The following is a 16,412-nucleotide window of genomic DNA, read 5'->3' on the forward strand; positions in this document are numbered from 1 at the left end:
TTAAATTCGTTTTATATTATTTTTAGATATAAAACGAATTTTTTGATTTACATTTTTTTGTGGAAATGTTATAATTTTTATTATAAAAAATAAACAATTTTATGGTTTTTATACAGAAAACCGTAGTTTGTTTTTTACAGCAAATAAAAATCATACTTGCAAAGGGGGCTTTTATTATGGCTTGCAATAAAATTATAACAATAGGACGACAGTTTGGAAGCGGCGGAAGAGAAGTTGGACAGAAACTTGCTGAAAAACTTGGTATTCCGTTTTATGATAAGGAACTTTTAAAGATCGCAGCAAGAGACAGTGGTATCTGCGAAGAATTATTTGAGAACTTTGACGAGAAACCAACAAACAGTTTTCTCTATACATTAGTTATGGATCCATATTCATTAGGATTCGGAACATCCGGTGAATTGCCATTAAATCATAAAGTTTTTCTGGCTGCATTTGACACTATCAAATCTATTGCTGAAAAAGATGGTACCTGTGTATTTGTAGGTCGTTGTGCAGATTATGCCTTAAGAGATTATTCTAACGTTGTAAATGCATTTATATATGCAGATATTGATGATCGTATAAAACGTATTGCAAAGAAATACGAACTTACAGATGCGAAAGCAAAGGATCTGATCCGCAAAGAAGACAAATCAAGAGCATCCTATTACAATTATTACACGTCCAAGCGTTGGGGTGAGATGAAAGGCTATGACATCTGCCTGAATTCCAGCCAGTTTGGAATTGATAATTGTGTAGATATGTTATACGATGCCGTTACAAAGTATTAGACCATGATATAATGAACGCAAAATTATTTGCTCGCAAGGATGCTGATTTTGCGAAATGCATAGAATGTGCGAAGCACATGATATAATGATGAAAAATCGCTTGCTTGCAAGGGACGATTTTTCGAATGCATTGAGTGAGTTATGCTCACGATATTACATAATGAAAAAATGCGCTGAGAGATATTTCCCGGCGCATTTTTCATATCAAATACTTAATATTATTCTTTTATTAATTTTCAAAGAATGTTCTTTATTCTAATAACGTTTATACTTTATTGCATAGGGGAGTTACAACTGATTTAATCATCACGTTTTTCTCGTAATTGAACACGATTCCTGGCACTTCGCCGCCTGTCCTCATCCATATCTGCATAATGTTTTCTTGTTGTATTTACATCGCTGTGACCAAGAACATCCGCAACCAGATAAATATCACCGGTTTCTCGGTACAATTCCGTGCCATAGGTACTTCTTAATTTATGCGGAGTAATATGCTTCAAAGGGATAACGCCTTCTGAATATTTTTTTACCAGCATTTCAACAGACCGAACAGACATTCGTTTTTTTTGGCTGGAGAGGAAGAGAGCATTTTCATATCCTGATACCGGCTCTATATGTTTGCGTTCCTCAAGATAATCTGTTAATGCGTCTGTAACTTCATCACCAAAATAAACATAAGATTCATAACCGCCTTTTCTGGTAACTTTTACGCGGCTGTTATTAAAATCCACATCTTTAAGATCGATTCCAACACATTCAGATACACGGATACCTGTTCCAAGCATGAGAGTCAAAATTGCAAGATCACGAACCTTTGTCTTTGCATGATATGCCTGTTGGTGTTTGGTTAAATGATCACCATATTCAACAGCATCTAAGAAATCTGCGACCTCATTTGTATCCAGTCTGGTTATTGTTTTACCATGAATCTTTGGCATATCCACTTTTTCAGCCGGATTTGACTTTATACGGTCGTTTTTATACAAATATGCATAGAATACCCTTAATGCAGATAATTTGCGTTTAATAGCCCGTTCAGCGTTCGTATAGACCTTTCCATCCTTTTCATAATACTTAAGATATTCCAGATATTCTTCAATATCTTCAGCTTCGAGGGCTGAGATATCCTCCAATGTGATATCAATCGGTTTTCGTCCTCGAAACTGTGGGCATTCACTGCATAAAAAGTTATAAAATGTTTTTATATCTCTGGCATATCCAAGCCGTGTTCTGGATGAAGTTCGATTTTCAATCCCACGAAAAACAATCTTAACATATGAAGGAAGCTCTGCTAGAATATTTCGCAGAAGAATTGTATTTTTTATATTGATGTCATTTGTATATTCGTTTGCCATTTGGAATTACCTTTTTCCTTTCTACTAACAATATATTTACATATTATTTATTGATTCCGTGTATGTTTTTATATATAATATCTGTTAAATGTATATCAAAAATTGATGTAATTGCAGAATATCATTTAAATGTGGTGTATATTTAATTATGTTTTTTCGTAAAACCTGAGTTTTGCGAAAAGTTATATCTGCTAAATTAGTTATATCACACTCTGCCTCTGAGTGCAATTCTTTCATCAATATTTTCTTGAAACCAATTCCTTTTATAAGTATAATATACACGGTTATGAAATAAATCTTATCATTTTGAGGTAATTATATGAAATTACAAAAGTTATTAAGTTATACAAGACGTGCCATCGATTCATATGAAATGATCGATAATGGTGATAAAATTGCAGTTGGCATTTCCGGTGGTAAAGACAGCCTGACCTTACTCTATGCTCTGGCTGAATTACGACGGTTCTATCCAAAAAAATTTGATCTGATCGCAATTACAGTTAATCTCGGCTTTGATAATTTTGATACAACAAAGATAGACCAATTATGTAAAGAACTAGATGTTCCTTATTATATTGTAGATACAGAAATATATGATATTGTATTTAATATCCGTAAAGAGAAAAATCCATGTTCTTTATGCGCTAAAATGCGAAAAGGCGCATTAAATCAGAAATTAAATGATCTTGGATGTAACAAGATTGCTTATGCGCATCATAAGGATGATTTTATTGAAACCTTCCTTATGTCATTATTATATGAAGGCAGAATCCATACATTCTCACCTAAAACATATCTGGATAAAAGTGAATTGATGGTTATTCGCCCTCTTATGTATATAAACGAAGGTGAAATTATCTCTTTTAAGAATGATATGCAGCTTCCTGTTATCAAGAGCCCTTGTCCTGCTGATGGATATACGAAACGTGAATATGCAAAACAAACTCTGGCGAAGTTGGAAAAGGAAACTCCCGGCTGCAAGCAGCGGATTTTTTCCGCTATCGAACGGGGAACTCCGGATGGCTGGCCTGTAAAGATCGACAATCCAAGACTTTACAATAAAGATGCCAAATAAGCACATTCTATTATGTAATTCGATAATTATGATTCTTTATACCACGAATTCTGTGTATTATAAATATATATAGTTATATTTTGAATAAAAAAGTATCTGTTTTTATCCTCTTATAAGGCAAATCTGTTTTAAACAGATAAACCATATAACATTTTATAACAGGTACTTTTTATTATTTATTCGTAATCATTTACTTTATAATATGGAATCAGTAAATTAGTTCCATCTACGATGACATCTGTATTCAGATTATTCATCGCAAGCACTTCATCGATATAAGCCTGTGTGGAAGCATACTCTTCTGTCTTATATTCATTTGCGATATCCCAAAGGGTATCTCCGTCTTCTATGGTGATACATTTATAATATTTCTTACTTGCGTTCGATGCGCTGGTTGCCGGTGAATCCCTATGTGATATAAGGATATACAATACTGTAACCAGGATAATACCTGCTATAATGAAAATCTTCTTTGTACTGATAAATCTTACTACGTTATTCATGTTCTCTTCCTCCTTAGAATTCAAATCTATATGTAATATAATCTTCTGAACAAATGTTTGAATAAATTATATCGAACAGTTGTTCATTTGTCAATATATTTTCGAACATTTGTATGGATTGTTCGAAAATATATTCGTCATATCCCGATGACTCCTTTATAATACCAGTATGGATGGGTAAAAAAACGCACACAAGAAAGAGAACATTTGTTTGCAAAACGAACAATTATGTGCTACTATTATTCATATAAGTTTTTTATTACATTTAGGAGGATTTACATATGGGAAAAGAAAAGCTCACGGATAAGCAGACGCAGATCCTTGAATATATACGTCATGAGATTCTTGCAAAGGGGTATCCGCCATCAATCAGAGAGATCTGTCAAGCTGTTGATCTGAAGTCTACTTCTTCTGTACATGCTCAGTTATCATCATTAGAGGCAAAGGGCTATATTAGAAGGGATCTGACAAAGTCCCGCTCAATTGAGATCATAGACGATGATTTTTCACTTACCAAACGGGAACTGGTAAACATTCCTATCGTTGGAACGGTTTCCTGTGGTCAGCCTATCCTTGCTGAACAGAACATCGAAGACTATTTCCCTGTTCCACCGGAATATATTCATAATACGAATAACCAGACCTTTATGCTTCGTGTAAAGGGTGACAGTATGATCAATGTAGGTATTTATGAAAAGGATCTTGTGATTGTTGAGCAGTGCTCTTCTGCCAGAAACGGCGAGATCGTCGTTGCATTGATCGAGGATTTAGCAACAGTTAAGACATTTTACAAAGAAAACGGTTATATTCGTTTACAGCCGGAAAATGATTATATGGACCCGATCATTGTTGAACATTGTGAGATCCTTGGACGTGTGATCGGTCTGTTCCGTAATTTTATCTGATCTGATTTAGATAAGTGCTTTCCGGATAAAAACGGTTAGTACAGAAATATATTTTGCACATCAAAAATGCACCTCAATATGATCGGCATAATAAATGCCTGATCATTTCAGAGGTGCATTTTATTGATTTACAAACAGCTTCTTTGCATAATTATATAAGGCATTCTGCCATACTACCGTCTGATGACCGCCTGTGATATCATAAAAGATATATTCGATACCGCGTTTATTCATATAATCATCTAGCTGATAGGAATATTTACCGCATATATCATCCGTTTTACCCGTAACGATCATAAGCAGGTTAAATGGTTCCGCATCTGTTGGCAGTTCCTGCATCAGGCATGGCATCCAGTCCGAACCATTTGCTGCTTCACATAGCCGTTTTGATTTTTTTGAATGCATTTTTATTCAGCAACCTTTTTCTGACTCAATCTTTTCTTAAATATATGATAATACACATTTAATTCAAAATTGTCTGTAGGAGCGTAATTTTTAGGAATTATGCTTAACAATTTTTCTTCGATATCCTTCGTTATTTCCGGATCCCTAATATCTGTTAAGCCGTTTACGCTCAGAAATTTGTCAATTTCAGATATTGCTTCCTGAATTTGCTGTAATTCAAGATAGTAATCAAAATTATATCTGGTCTGACTCTCCCATTCTGTTATTTGAATTGCATTTTTCTCCAACCACTCTGTTATTATACATGCCGATCCGTTATCCTTCGACATACGAATCAGTTTATTTAGCTGATGAGTTTCCGGCACTGTTACACCTTTACATTCCAAAAAGGCTTTTAATGTAAATTCCACACACTGTTGAAGTTTGTAAGCAGTATCATTAATAAATAGTTCATCCCAACTAAAACATTTTAATGCTTCTTTTGCTGATATAAAATGATGTCGTGCCATTCTGAAATATCGAATATCACACATACTATCCCCTCCTGTAAACTAATACACCGTGCTCCCACAAAATCTTTTTTAAACGTTCACCAATATCAAACAAAATATCGACGTCACTATTTATTTCAAAAAAAATATTCGGTACTTTTTTATAACCATCATTTCGTATAACTACCATGTCTATATCACTTTTTGAGTTACAACGAAATTCAACCGAACTACCAAATATAATTAATGCATCAAGTCCGTTATCCTCGGCACAGCTATTTACTAATTTCTGGATTTCTTTTTGCTTTAAAGGGTGAATCCGGTTACAATTCATAAAACTGACACCATCTAAAATTTCAAAATCCCATAGATTAGGATTGTTCGCATTTATTAATTCTGCCAGATCTATATGATCATTCTGCATTTTATTCACCTCAAATTCACATCAGATATAATATTTAAACTATTCATATTATTTATAACAGAGATTCAGATATTTATAAAAGGTCTAGACATTTATATAAATTCTAATAATGGCTTTCAAAAATGAATTTTAGCTTTCGATAAAACTATTTAATCTTTAATATTCTTTCAATACATCCGAATAAATATTTTCTATTTTATCATAAATCATAAACATTTTCCTTTTTAATAATTATTGATATTTTTCTCCAGTATAATTACCATTTGCATCATAAATATTTCCATAATTATCAGTATAACATTTTATTTTACCGCTTCCATCACGTATTGAATTATAAGCTCTTCCACTATTTAATATATTATCTACAGGACCTGGAATATCATTGTATTTTTTTGCAGGAGTAACTTTCGTTACATCTTTTTTACCATTGGTAAACTTATAGCGTTTACCGTCGCTTAATGTTACATATCCGGTACACAGGGCATATTGCTTTTTAGATTTATTCCACTTCTTAACAGTCTTTTTATTTGAATCATATAAATAAGACGCAGATTTTGAATTTTTATAAAAGAAATACTGCTGTCCTGATTTCTTATCTTTTTTCCATTTATTACTTTTTACAGAATATGCTGTTTTCTTACCTTTTTTAAAGTAATAATATTTACCATCACTTAACTTACAGACACCATTATATTTTTTAAAACTACCGTTTTTCCACTGATAAAGAGTCTTATTCTCCCATTTATAAGATGTCGTCGTTTTATTCTTATTAAAATAATACTGCACACCTGACTTTTTATACCAGCCGGCTTTATGGCTTATTTCCTTTGCAGTAACCTTTTGAGTTGTTTCATTAATTTTTATTTCCGAAATTTCGCTGCCTTTTTTAACTGTAATTGCAGCAGCTTCAGCAGTATTCGTGTTCACAGAACAACATGTGATCATCACACATATAACAATTAATAAACTAACAGTTCTTTTAAATCCTCTCATAAAATCCCTCTCTCTCTTAATATACCTGTTTATCCGGCTGTCTCTCTGCGATCTCCTTGAATGCATCAAAGTTCTGCTTGAACAGCTCTACAACCTGCGGATCAAAATGTTTTCCGGACAGGCTTACGATCTCATTATACGTCTCTTCTACGGACCATCCGCGCTTGTAGTACCGTTCAGAGGTAAGTGCATCAAAAACGTCACATACCGCCATTAAACGGCTGATATAGGCAATCTCCTCACCCTTCATACCTAGATATCCTGTTCCGTCCCAGCGTTCATGATGCTCCTTTGCAATCGTTCTTGCAATCTGCATGATCTCACCCGGACAATGCTCCAGAAGTGCATCACCATAGAGAACATGACTTTTCATGATCGCATATTCTTCATCTGTCAGTTTACCGGGCTTATCCAGGATCTCCTCACTGATCATAAGCTTTCCGATGTCATGCATCATGGCAGCCGTTGACAGCTTATCAACGTAATCATCATCAAAACCGGATGCCTTTCCGAGCACCCGCATGTAATCTGCTACACGTTTGATGTGTTCTCCTGTATATTTTGATTTACTCTCGGATAATTCAGCAAATGCAAATATCAGCTCTTTCTGATTGCTCTTTACTTCTTCTGCGTTATCAATTACGGAATTCAGCATCGTAGAGTTTCTGGATACAATGAAGTATGCAACGAGTGACAGGATCAGAATCGTGATCACACATGGAAATACCGATAAGACCATGCTGTCTGTATAGTCCAGATAAATCGGCGCAACCATGAAATCACAGTATGTAAGATTGATAAAATCTGCAAGGATAACACCGACAGTAGACATCAGCGCAGTAAATACGACCAGCGTCTTATTATAATATAACGATGTCAGCAGGATCGGGAAGATCCAGACAACCAGTGCCATATGGGAAAATACAGAGCTCAATATCATACAGTTAAAAACTGCGATACATATGACTACATATTTGATTGCCTCATTCCTGTCATGCTTGAAAAAGTCAATAACAAGTGTCGGAATAAGCGAAAAAATACAGCAGAGAACCATACATATCGTAACCACTACAAGGTTACATTCTCTGCTGAAAAATGCAAATGCCCATAACGCAACTATCAGTGCAACAAAAAAACGCATACACTTCGCTGCTATATGATTGATCTTTATATAATTGTCTTTTAATAATCTGTTATCGTTCATACCTACCCCAAAAACATATCTATGAAAGTAAATCCTTTGTTACATCGGCTGCATCATTCCAGATGCGTTCGATATCATAGAATCTGCGTGCCTCATCCGAAAAGATATGAACAATTATATCATAATAATCTAACAAAATCCATCCTCCCTGTGAATATCCTTCCACACTTTTTAAAGAATATCCGGCTTTGTGCATTTCTTCTTCCACACTGTCGCACATCGCCTGTACCTGATTCTTGTTTGTTCCGTCTGCAATAACAAAATAATCAGCTACAGCAGAGATCTTTTTAATATCAAGTATCTTAATATCAAAGGCTTTTTTATCATCCAGGGCTTTATAAACAATTGCTGCCATTTCCTGTGCTGTATTCATATATGACGCTCCTCCTGCTCTGTATATTGATTTTAATATTGTACCCCATCTGTTTATTTATTGTTGCCTGTTTAAATATCGACTTCTTTCAGCTTATCCGCTACCGCCTGGTGAGCAACATAATAATTATAGGTATCGATCGACATCGGATCGGTATCATCCGTTGTAGTATCAAGATACGATAAAGTATTTTTCAGGATATGAACGATGCATTTGTCAATATCGGCAAATGCTTCCTTCCGGATCTCCTCGATCTCCTTTAATGGTTTCCGGTTCGGCTCTATATAATCTGCAACAAACAGGATCTTCTCAAGCATGTTCATTGCCGGTTTTCCTGTGGTATGACATGCGATCGCAGACAGAATATCAGGATCCTTTACGTCATATTTTTCCCTTGCATAAAATGCCCCAAGCTTGGCATGTAGGAGTTCAGGATTATTATATTCACATTCGCTGATTGGAAGATTATTCTTCGTACAACGCTCGATCTTTTCTTCTGGTGAAAGGCACTTTGCACAATCATGTAACAGTCCGGCAGTCATTGCTTTTTCTACATTTACATCATGTACCATAGCCAGACAGCCAGATACATATTCTACCCCTAATGAATGTTCAAATCTTCGATCTGTCAGTTTTTTCTGAAGTTTATCTCTCATTTCCTGTCTGTTCATTGTTCTGCCCCTTCTCCTGTAAACTATTCCTGCACTATATTATACTGTTTTACCAATCTGCGTCAATTATTTGTCTGTTGATCAAGGATTTAATCAAGGTTTTCATCCGTCTGATATAGCCCATATTCCTTAATATAGCGGCATACTGCCATTGGTACAGCTCCTGATATATCCTGTCCTGTTTTAACAGCTTCCCGGATGCCGGACGATGACACATCAACCGGATGGATCTGCATCTGTATGATATCCGCATCTGCATATATTTTCTTTAAATGCCGGATCTTAGCATCGACATCTTCCGCCTGGATCTGATCTCTCGTTGTAACGATCAATTTAGAGAGAGAAAGAATCCTGCCCGGCTCTCTCCAGTTGTCAAATGCAAGGATTGAATCCCCACCCATGATAAAATACCATTCCGTATCCGGATACTGTTCATGTAGCTGTGCCAGTGTATCAACGGTATAGGTAACTCCGCCACGCTGTAATTCCAGATCCGAACAACGAAGTCCGTCATGATCCTTTACTGCAAGTTCTACCATATGGAGTCTGTCTTCATTTGTAACCGATCTGTCCCACTTCTTGTATGCCGGGATATGATTCGGCATCAGCCAGATCTGATCCAGTGCAAACTGCTCCAGAGCCTGTTTTGCAAGCTCCAGATGGCCGTTATGAACCGGATTAAAGCTGCCGCCTAAAATACCAATCTTCATATTCTGATCTTTCATATTATTTTGGAAGTTCAATCTTCTTATGCTCTTTGGATGGACGATAGAATACGATCTTACGGCCGATAACCTGAACGACTTCTGATTTGGTACGTTCTGCGATCATGGCAGCCATTTCTCTCGGATCATCCAGACAATTCTTTAATACTGAGATCTTAACCAGCTCTCTTGCCTCTAACGCTTCATTTACAGACTGTGTAAATTCCGGTGTCAGGGAACTCTTACCGATGTTTAAGATTGGATCGATATTCATTGCCAGTCCTTTTAAATATGCTCTCTGCTTACTTGTCATAGTATACTCCTAACTTATATCCTGTAACCGGCAGGATCGCCTGCCGGTTTGTTATCACATTTATCTTTATTTATAATAGTCAAATTCCAGTCCATACATACGAACGGTATCGCCTTCGCCGATTCCAAGCGCTTCCAGCTGGTCTAAGATACCGTTTGTCTTTAAGAATTTCTGGAAGAACTCAAATCCTTTTTCTGATTCCAGATTCGTATATCCAAGCATACGTTCAATACGAGGTCCCTCGATCACATATACTTCATCTTCTTCATTATAGCTGACCTCAAACGGAAGATCCGGGTTATCATGGAAGTCGAGATCAACCTCCGGTTCGAATTCAACCACATCATCCGGTGCATTCTTTACAAGGTCGTTGACATACCATAAAAGCTCGGAAATACCCTTGCCGGATACTGCTGAGATCGGGAATATCTTTACACCGTCTTTTTCAAATTCTTCCTTTAACATCTCGATCACGGTCTCATAACCAATCTCGTCTAAGGCATCGATCTTATTTGCCGCTATAACCGTTGGACGGCTTTCGATATCTTTATTATATTTTTTCAATTCTTCATTAATGATCTTTACATCATTCACCGGATCTCTGCCATCGATCGAAGCTGCGTCGACAATATGGATGATCACCTTTGTACGTTCGATATGACGCAGGAATTCCAGACCAAGTCCGACACCCTCTGCTGCACCTTCGATGATTCCCGGAATATCTGCAATAACAAATCCGTTATGCTCTCCGAGATCTACTACGCCAAGATTCGGTGTCAGTGTCGTAAAATGGTATTCTGCGATCTTTGGTCTTGCATTTGTAACTCTTGCAAGAAATGTTGATTTTCCTACGCTTGGGAAACCAACAAGACCGACATCTGCGATACACTTAAGTTCCAGATCAACGATCAATTCTTTTGCCGGCTGTCCCGGCTGTGCATACTTTGGAGCCTGCATGGTTGACGTAACATAATTACGGTTACCTCGTCCGCCTCGTCCACCCTTTAACAGTACGACCGGCTCTTTCTTATCTGCCATATCAAGGATCACTTTCCCTGTCTCAGAATCCTTAATGACAGTTCCAGGTGGAACTTTTAATACAACATCTGCACCATTTGCGCCATGACAGTTTCTCTTACCGCCCGGTTCGCCATCCTGTGCTCTGTACTTTGTTATATGTCTGAAATCAGTCAGGGTGTTCAAACCTTCATCTACTACAAAGATCACGTCTCCACCTTTGCCGCCATCTCCGCCATCCGGACCTCCGTCCGGCACGTATTTCTCCCGACGGAAGGATACATGTCCGTCTCCGCCTTTTCCTGCTCTGATAAATATTCTGGCTCTGTCTGCAAACATTGCTTTCCTCCTTTATACATACATCCGTATGTAAAGAAAAAGCCGGAATAAACTATATTTACTCCGGCTAATAACATGCATAAACTAAGTAATATTACTCATTTACTACAGGGTAAATAGAAACCTGCTTCTTATCTCTACCCTTTCTCTCAAATCTAACGATACCATCAGCTGTAGCGAATAATGTATCATCTCCGCCGATACCAACGTTAAGACCTGGATGAATCTTTGTTCCACGCTGTCTGTAAAGGATGTTTCCAGCCTTAACGAACTGACCGTCAGCGCGCTTAGCTCCTAATCTCTTAGACTCGGAATCTCTGCCGTTCTTAGTAGAACCAACACCTTTTTTATGAGCAAAAAACTGAAGTTCCATCTTCATCATTTCAATTACACCTCCTTAAAGGTTATACAAACAAAATCACTATAGGATTCACTGATATCCGTAATACCTGTCTCAAACACTCCCATGATCAGTAAGGCATCATGTCCCGGCTGTTCATCAAACAGAAACTTCATATCTCCGTTTTTCTGATCGCTGTCTACATGAAATGCTTCCTCACAAAAGCTTTCAACAGAATTCACAACTGTGATCGCAAGTGCCGATACAGCACTGCATACGATATCAGATCCTGAATCTGCATATCCTGCATGACCGGATAAATAAAATCCCATCGTGTCTGAATTAGCATTTTTATAAATGGTTACCTTTATCATAACAGATTATGCGTTGATTGACTTGATCTCAACCTGTGTATAAGCCTGTCTGTGACCATTCTTCTTATGATAGCCAGTCTTTCTCTTGTACTTGTAAACAACTACCTTCTTAGCCTTGCCATCACCAATTACAGATGCTGTAACGGTTGCGTTTGCAACTGCATCACCACATTTAACGTCTGAATCAGTACTTACTAAAATAACGTCGTCAAATGTTACTTCGCTGCCAGCTTCTGCTCCAAGCTTCTCAACTCTGATTACGTCTCCTTCAGCTACCTTGTACTGCTTACCGCCTGTTGCTATAATTGCGTACATAGGGTTTACCTCCTTAATCAAACTCGCCAGTTGTGGTGTCGCATAAAAATATGCAAACTTATACCTCACTGTGCGGCACACTAGTACACTTTACCATTTTGGTTTTATTTTGTCAACTGTTCTTTCAACGATTTGCGAATTTTTTTTCGGGTCAGTTCCACCAGGGAAAGCTTAGTAACATCCACAAATGCTGCAGGAACAGAATCCTTTGCAAGCTCCTGTTCGAGAATATCTTTTATAACATCCATCGAGCCCGGCTGCTTCATATTTATAAAATCAACTACAATGATCCCCGACAGATTCCGCAATCTTAACTGTCTGCACACCTCTACTGCCGCTTCAGAATTGATACGGAGCAGATGCTCCTCAAAGGAATGTTTATCGACCGATTTACCGGTATTTACATCGATCACGACCATTGCTTCCGTCTGTTCGATCACCAGGTAGGCACCCGACTTCATCCATACCCTTTCCTTTTTCAGATTTTCCAGATCTCTTGGTAGATTATATAAAGTCAACAGATTACAGTTCTTATCATTATACATGGTAAGCTTCACATCCGTGATCTGTTTTTCCGACAGATACATTGCAAATTCATCAAATACCAGCTTCTGATCTGTTACGATCTCTTGAAGTCCGGCATTATGCTTTAATATAAAATAATCGAGATATTCTGCATCATTCTTATACAGACAGGAATAACAGGTTCTGGTCTTTGCTGTCTGTATGATCTGTTTTAATTGTTCGGATAGTTCGCTCAAATCAGACAATATCGCTTCATCCGGCAGTTCCTGACATACTGTCCGCAAGATACAGCCAAATCCATCCGGCAATACCCTCTTCGCCAGTTGGTGCAGATGATCTCTTGTCTCTTTCTTTCGGATCTTTCCGGATATACCGATCCTGCCTGATGTATTTACAAGCAGATTTTCTGTCTTTAACTCGATCTCTGATGTGGCGACCGGATTCTTTGTCTTGATCGCGTCCTTGCTCACCTGCACAAGGATCTCATCTCCGGCTTTTAACACAGAATTTTTTTTTGCATTTAAAAATATATGTTTATTATCACTGATGCTGTAATAGCATGGAAGCCCTGTGCCGATATCGACAAAAGCAGCGTCAATATTGGCCACGATATTTTCTACCTTGCCGACATAGATATTCGATAAAATGGACTGACGGTCAAATAACATCAGATCTGACAGCTTCCCATCCGAATAAACCGTTTCCAGTATATGATCTTCATAATTTGTTATTACAAGCTTATTCATCAGAATTCTTCACCTGCCATATAAAGCGGCTGTAATGAGCCGTCTTTGTCATAATAAGTTTCCAGTCGGTGAATATAGATTCGGAAGAAATCATAGGTCTCACCACAAAGGTCATATAATGCCTTTACCACTAATTCCGGTTTCAGATTATAGACACTTCCTGTCTGTAACAGCATGTAGATACCGTCACCTCTCCGTTCCAGCTTTAAAATACCTGGACGGATATTTTCTTCTTTTTCACTCTTTTTTGTTTTCTTTAATACAATGATCTCGTCCTGTTTATTCAGTTCATCCACAGAAGCAAGCAGCTTTTCGCTTAGATCATTCTGCTCCCGAAATGTGATCTCATAATCCGATGCAGCAACAATCGACATAGCATTCTTTGCATCCTCCGGGATCTGCACACATTTCGTAACATGTATCTCATCAACGGATACCGCATTTAAAGCTTCAATCATCTCAGTCGAAGTTGTCACAGAATTAAATTCCGCGTCAAAATATTCACCATCCGATGTAATTCCAAGTGCAAGCGGAGCTGCAAATGAAATGATCTGATGCGGGGAATAACCTTTGGAATAACTGATATCCAGCTTCGCCCGACGGATCTCCTTCTGGAAATATCGCATGACATCCAGATGACCGATAAATTTCAGATTCCCAAGCTTGGAGTATTTAATTCTTATTTTCAAAACAAACACCTCCTCCAAACTTTGCTGCGCCGCAGCCGGAACACTGCATCCGGCAGTTTGGTGTAACGACCTCTGCTTGTGCGCGCTCCCATTCCTTTTCCATAAACTTTCTTGTCACTCCGATATCTATGAAATCCCACGGAAGGATCTCATCTACACTTCTGTCACGATAGGTATAGAAGCCGATATCTATATGATTCTTTTCAAGCGCATTGTCCCAATTTGATTTATCAAAATATTCCGTCCACGCATCAAAGATCTGTCCTGACTGATAGACATCGTAGATTACCTGACAGAGCTTGCGGTCACCTCTGGCAAGCAGTCCTTCCAGGATCGTAATATCCGCCTCATGATATGCGAATTTCAGACTCTTGTGGTTCTTTGCTTCGCGGAATTTATCTTTTACAAAATACGCACGCTTCTGGAATTCCTCCGGTGTTATCATCGGCGCCCACTGGAATGGTGTAAATGGCTTTGGTACGAAATAAGATGCGGAAGCCGATACCATGACACGGCCATCCCGTTTTTCTTTTGGGATATTTGCAAAATACAGTTCACTGATCTCCTCTGAGAGGTCTGCAATACCTGTAATATCATCATAAGTCTCTGTCGGAAGTCCCATCATAAAGTACAGCTTGACCTTATTCCAGCCACCAAGGAACGCCTGTAACGAACCATTTAATATATTCTCTTTCGTCAGGCCTTTATTTATAACATCTCTTAATCGCTGTGTTCCGGCTTCCGGTGCAAATGTCAGGGAATTCTTCTTGATATCCTGAATCTTCTGCATAACATCAAGGGAAAATGCATCGATTCTGAGAGATGGCAGGGAGATATTGACATGATTGTTGTCCATCTTCTCGATCAGACAGTCCGTAAGCTCAGGAAGTGACTGATAATCACTGGAACTAAGCGAACTGAAGGTAATCTCCTCCTGACCGGTATTGTCTAACATAGCCTCTGCATAATGCTTCAGTACGTTTACATCCTTCGGTCTGGTCGGACGATAGATCATACCCGCCTGACAGAACCGACATCCACGGATACAGCCACGCATGATCTCTAATACAACACGGTCCTGTGTAACCTTCATATAAGAAACAACCGGCTTCTCCGGATAGACAGCAGATGACATATCCGTAACTACCTGCTTCAGAATCGTCTTTGGAACGCCTTCATATTTTGGCCCAAAGGATGCGATCGTTCCATCCTCATGATAAGTGACATCATAAAGAGCCGGCACATAAAGCCCCGGAATCTGTGACACCTTGATCAGGAATTCTTCTCTTGTCATATCGGAATGTTTATAGATCTTATATAATTCGATCAGATCTCCGTATACCGTCTCGCCCTCTCCGATATAGAAAATATCAAAGAAATCAGCGATCGGTTCCGGATTATAAGAACAGGGACCTCCTCCGATCACGATCGGATCACCCTTTTTCCGATCCTTCGACCAGATCGGAATCTCTGCCAGATCAAGCACCTGTAAGATATTCGTATAACACATCTCATACTGAAGTGTGATTCCAAGAAAATCAAACTCTTTTAAAGGATCTTGAGATTCCAGGGCAAATAACGGAATGTGCTGTTCTTTCATAACTTTATGCAGATCCGGCCACGGAGAATAGACACGTTCACACCAGGTATCTTCTCTCCGGTTGAACATGTCATATAAAATCTGGATGCCAAGATGGGACATTCCGATCTCGTACACATCCGGGAAACACATGCAAAATCTGACATCGACCTGCTCCTTGTCCTTCATGACACTGTTATATTCCCCTCCGATATATCTGGCAGGTTTTTCGATACTCATTAAAATCTCATCTGATAATGCAAGCTTTCTCATTTTGTTCT

The 16,412-nt window shown here is 38.1% G+C and carries 21 protein-coding genes; 3 read left to right on the plus strand and 18 right to left on the minus strand.

Annotated features, from left to right (window positions below):
- The first annotated feature begins 176 nt into the window (after positions 1-176).
- Positions 177-791 carry a cytidylate kinase-like family protein gene (locus DWW43_RS11530; protein WP_044944971.1) on the plus strand — a complete coding sequence of 205 codons (615 nt, stop codon included), beginning with the start codon at positions 177-179 and terminating at the stop codon, positions 789-791.
- 299 nt (positions 792-1,090) lie between these two features.
- Here the strand turns inward: DWW43_RS11530 and DWW43_RS11535 are convergent, their stop codons facing one another.
- Positions 1,091-2,146, minus strand: coding sequence for a tyrosine-type recombinase/integrase (locus DWW43_RS11535; protein ID WP_008400858.1), 1,056 nt, complete (start codon positions 2,144-2,146; stop codon positions 1,091-1,093).
- Positions 2,147-2,465: 319 nt separating this feature from the next.
- Between DWW43_RS11535 and DWW43_RS11540 the strand changes: the two genes are divergently transcribed.
- Positions 2,466-3,221 carry an ATP-binding protein gene (locus DWW43_RS11540; protein WP_119963662.1) on the plus strand — a complete coding sequence of 252 codons (756 nt, stop codon included), beginning with the start codon at positions 2,466-2,468 and terminating at the stop codon, positions 3,219-3,221.
- A gap of 176 nt (positions 3,222-3,397) precedes the next feature.
- Here DWW43_RS11540 and DWW43_RS11545 read toward each other — a convergent pair whose 3' ends face one another.
- On the minus strand, positions 3,398-3,724 hold the full coding sequence (locus DWW43_RS11545; protein ID WP_119963664.1) for a LysM peptidoglycan-binding domain-containing protein: 327 nt from the start codon (positions 3,722-3,724) through the stop codon (positions 3,398-3,400).
- Between the two features lie 281 nt (positions 3,725-4,005).
- Here DWW43_RS11545 and lexA point away from each other — a divergent pair, with 281 nt between their 5' ends.
- Positions 4,006-4,629 carry a transcriptional repressor LexA gene (lexA, locus tag DWW43_RS11550; protein WP_119963666.1) on the plus strand — a complete coding sequence of 208 codons (624 nt, stop codon included), beginning with the start codon at positions 4,006-4,008 and terminating at the stop codon, positions 4,627-4,629.
- Positions 4,630-4,749: 120 nt separating this feature from the next.
- On the opposite strand, the gene DWW43_RS11555 is transcribed toward lexA, so the two are convergent.
- The 16 genes from DWW43_RS11555 to DWW43_RS11630 all read right to left on the minus strand — a co-directional run bounded on the left by DWW43_RS11555 (position 4,750) and on the right by DWW43_RS11630 (position 16,404).
- Positions 4,750-5,034: a hypothetical protein gene (locus tag DWW43_RS11555; protein ID WP_119963668.1), complete on the minus strand. Its 285-nt coding sequence runs from the start codon at positions 5,032-5,034 to the stop codon at positions 4,750-4,752.
- 2 nt (positions 5,035-5,036) lie between these two features.
- Positions 5,037-5,567, minus strand: a complete 531-nt coding sequence (locus DWW43_RS11560) for a HEPN domain-containing protein (RefSeq protein WP_119963670.1) — start codon at positions 5,565-5,567, stop codon at positions 5,037-5,039.
- 1 nt (position 5,568) lies between these two features.
- Positions 5,569-5,949 carry a hypothetical protein gene (locus DWW43_RS11565; protein ID WP_119963672.1) on the minus strand — a complete coding sequence of 127 codons (381 nt, stop codon included), beginning with the start codon at positions 5,947-5,949 and terminating at the stop codon, positions 5,569-5,571.
- Positions 5,950-6,180: 231 nt separating this feature from the next.
- Positions 6,181-6,942: a hypothetical protein gene (locus DWW43_RS11570; protein ID WP_119963674.1), complete on the minus strand. Its 762-nt coding sequence runs from the start codon at positions 6,940-6,942 to the stop codon at positions 6,181-6,183.
- Between the two features lie 16 nt (positions 6,943-6,958).
- Positions 6,959-8,146, minus strand: coding sequence for an HD-GYP domain-containing protein (locus DWW43_RS11575; protein ID WP_119963676.1), 1,188 nt, complete (start codon positions 8,144-8,146; stop codon positions 6,959-6,961).
- A gap of 19 nt (positions 8,147-8,165) precedes the next feature.
- Positions 8,166-8,519, minus strand: coding sequence for a ribosome silencing factor (gene rsfS, locus DWW43_RS11580; protein ID WP_021943889.1), 354 nt, complete (start codon positions 8,517-8,519; stop codon positions 8,166-8,168).
- Between the two features lie 71 nt (positions 8,520-8,590).
- Positions 8,591-9,190, minus strand: a complete 600-nt coding sequence (yqeK, locus tag DWW43_RS11585) for a bis(5'-nucleosyl)-tetraphosphatase (symmetrical) YqeK (protein ID WP_119963678.1) — start codon at positions 9,188-9,190, stop codon at positions 8,591-8,593.
- A gap of 89 nt (positions 9,191-9,279) precedes the next feature.
- A complete protein-coding gene (gene nadD / locus DWW43_RS11590) occupies positions 9,280-9,900 on the minus strand; it encodes a nicotinate (nicotinamide) nucleotide adenylyltransferase (RefSeq protein ID WP_165853075.1) in 621 nt (206 codons plus the stop codon).
- 16 nt (positions 9,901-9,916) lie between these two features.
- A complete protein-coding gene (gene yhbY / locus DWW43_RS11595) occupies positions 9,917-10,207 on the minus strand; it encodes a ribosome assembly RNA-binding protein YhbY (protein ID WP_008400872.1) in 291 nt (96 codons plus the stop codon).
- Between the two features lie 66 nt (positions 10,208-10,273).
- Positions 10,274-11,563 (minus strand): GTPase ObgE, encoded by a 1,290-nt coding sequence (obgE, locus tag DWW43_RS11600; RefSeq protein WP_119963682.1) that lies wholly within the window; start codon positions 11,561-11,563, stop codon positions 10,274-10,276.
- Between the two features lie 94 nt (positions 11,564-11,657).
- The gene (rpmA, locus tag DWW43_RS11605; protein ID WP_004850948.1) at positions 11,658-11,945 is read right to left on the minus strand and encodes a 50S ribosomal protein L27; all 288 of its coding nucleotides are present in this window, start codon (positions 11,943-11,945) and stop codon (positions 11,658-11,660) included.
- A 5-nt stretch (positions 11,946-11,950) separates the two neighbouring features.
- Positions 11,951-12,277: a ribosomal-processing cysteine protease Prp gene (locus DWW43_RS11610; protein ID WP_119963684.1), complete on the minus strand. Its 327-nt coding sequence runs from the start codon at positions 12,275-12,277 to the stop codon at positions 11,951-11,953.
- Between the two features lie 6 nt (positions 12,278-12,283).
- Complete coding sequence (gene rplU / locus DWW43_RS11615; RefSeq protein ID WP_008400876.1) at positions 12,284-12,592, minus strand: 50S ribosomal protein L21; 309 nt, start codon at positions 12,590-12,592, stop codon at positions 12,284-12,286.
- A 104-nt stretch (positions 12,593-12,696) separates the two neighbouring features.
- Positions 12,697-13,863 (minus strand): ribonuclease E/G, encoded by a 1,167-nt coding sequence (locus DWW43_RS11620; RefSeq protein ID WP_119963686.1) that lies wholly within the window; start codon positions 13,861-13,863, stop codon positions 12,697-12,699.
- Positions 13,863-14,561 (minus strand): TIGR03936 family radical SAM-associated protein, encoded by a 699-nt coding sequence (locus DWW43_RS11625; RefSeq protein WP_119963688.1) that lies wholly within the window; start codon positions 14,559-14,561, stop codon positions 13,863-13,865. The genes DWW43_RS11620 and DWW43_RS11625 overlap by 1 nt, the downstream gene beginning before the upstream one ends.
- Positions 14,536-16,404 carry a TIGR03960 family B12-binding radical SAM protein gene (locus DWW43_RS11630; RefSeq protein WP_119963690.1) on the minus strand — a complete coding sequence of 623 codons (1,869 nt, stop codon included), beginning with the start codon at positions 16,402-16,404 and terminating at the stop codon, positions 14,536-14,538. The genes DWW43_RS11625 and DWW43_RS11630 overlap by 26 nt, the downstream gene beginning before the upstream one ends.
- Positions 16,405-16,412 lie beyond the last annotated feature (8 nt).

Source organism: Clostridium sp. AF15-41, assembly GCF_003604095.1.
In the GTDB taxonomy this organism is placed as follows: domain Bacteria; phylum Bacillota; class Clostridia; order Lachnospirales; family Lachnospiraceae; genus Coprococcus.